Origin of the sequence: Microcoleus sp. K4-B3, from assembly GCF_036704615.1 — a bacterium.
GTDB lineage: Bacteria > Cyanobacteriota > Cyanobacteriia > Cyanobacteriales > Microcoleaceae > Microcoleus.
In genome coordinates this window covers 1-1454 of sequence record NZ_JAUBSF010000230.1, presented here as the reverse complement: position 1 = coordinate 1454, position 1454 = coordinate 1, and the positions used below count along the sequence as shown (strand labels likewise).

Sequence of the window (1454 nt, the reverse complement as noted above, 5' to 3'; positions counted from 1 at the left end):
TATGTTTTGGATAACTTGAGTGCTGCTTGTGCTGCTTGAATACATAAACTAGCTCTCGTGTCAATGCGTAAGTCCTATGAGCTTTTAGCTGCGATGCAACTTGTTTAACCGCGTTTTGACAAGATGCAACACAATGTGAAGTCAATCAATCAGCAAATGCTGACTTATCTAAGAAATATTACAAAATTTACCGTAACATAATTTGATGGTAAAGTTATCAATTGATGTGGAGAGCGATCGCTCTTTACCATCGCACAGAGCGAAAGACTAAGTTTAGTTTGGCTCATACTTTGGCTGTCGGCTTCTTAAACCTATGTATCTGTAAATCACTTAGTGCTGAAGATTCAATTAACCATATTACCCTCACAATTGGAGATTTTTCAATGAAACTCAGTAAATCTTTGGCAATGTTGCTGACATTAATTTGTATGACAGTCATATTTGTGACTACTTTCAGATTAAGCCCTAGTTTCGCTCGTTCTACGCCGGTCATGTCAGCACAAGAATCAGCAGAAAAAGTAACTACAGATCTGATTGCACAAGTTCCCGGAGGAAATTCTCTCTACAATAGGCTGGGAGGCTACAACGCGATCGCAAGGGTCATTGATGATTCAGCAATTTTCATATTCGCTGACCCAGTAATACCAAATTCATAAAATAATGCTACAGTTAGTATAAGTGCATTTTGCAATTTAGTAGCCAAAGAGAGGTCAAAACAATGTCAGGAGTTGTCAAAATTGTAATTCGAGAAACCGCAGCAGAACTGAAAACTTTGCTGGGCCGAGAGAAAGATGCTATGCGCCACGAAAAACTGCTGATTCTGTATTGGCTCAAAACCAAAACAGTGGATAGTGTATTGTCTGCTGCCGTGCGTTTAGGTAAGCATCGTACCACAATACAAAGATGGTTGTCTAGCTACCGAACTGGGGGAATAGAAGAATTATTATGCCAGAAACCTCGTGCGGGTCGGCCCAGAATAATGACTCCAGAAATTGTAGAGAAATTATCAGAAGAGTTAAACCAAGTAGAAGGGTTCAGTAGCTACAAAGAAGTACATCAGTGGTTGACAAGCTGTTGTGACATTCCCGTGGCATATCGGACAGTGCATCAATGGGCAAGATATCGCCTTAAAGGCAAATTAAAAGTTCCACGTCCGTTGAGTGAAAAGCAAAAACCAGGAGCAGTAGAAGAGTTTTAAAAAAACTGCCAATCTTAATTAAAGCAAGTCTGACTCAAAGTCAGAGCTTTTTAAAACAATGGAAAAAAGTGCGGTATTGGAGCCAAGACGAAAGTCGGATGGGGTTGCATACAATTCAAAGAAGAAAGCTAACAGGTTACGGGATAAAACCGCAAGGAAAAGTACAATGGGACTTTACTTAGGGTTTGCTGAATAAATAATGGAAGACCCAGAGAAGGATTGATGATTGATTCAAGCCGACGCTCGAATAAGTTTT

General features: G+C 39.9%; 2 protein-coding genes. Both read left to right on the top strand.

The window, feature by feature from the left end; translation table 11 throughout:
* Positions 1-383: 383 nt before the first annotated feature.
* Positions 384-656, top strand: coding sequence for a hypothetical protein (locus QUA78_RS32605; RefSeq protein WP_333307476.1), 273 nt, complete (start codon positions 384-386; stop codon positions 654-656).
* Positions 657-718: 62 nt separating this feature from the next.
* Positions 719-1198 (top strand): helix-turn-helix domain-containing protein, encoded by a 480-nt coding sequence (locus QUA78_RS32600; protein ID WP_333307473.1) that lies wholly within the window; start codon positions 719-721, stop codon positions 1196-1198.
* The last annotated feature ends 256 nt before the right edge of the window (positions 1199-1454 follow it).

Excerpts from the sequence above, each read along its gene's own strand:
- QUA78_RS32605 (WP_333307476.1), top strand. The coding sequence starts at position 384 with ATGAAACTCAGTAAATCTTTGGCAATGTTGCTGACATTAATTTGTATG.
- QUA78_RS32600 (WP_333307473.1), top strand. The coding sequence starts at position 719 with ATGTCAGGAGTTGTCAAAATTGTAATTCGAGAAACCGCAGCAGAACTG.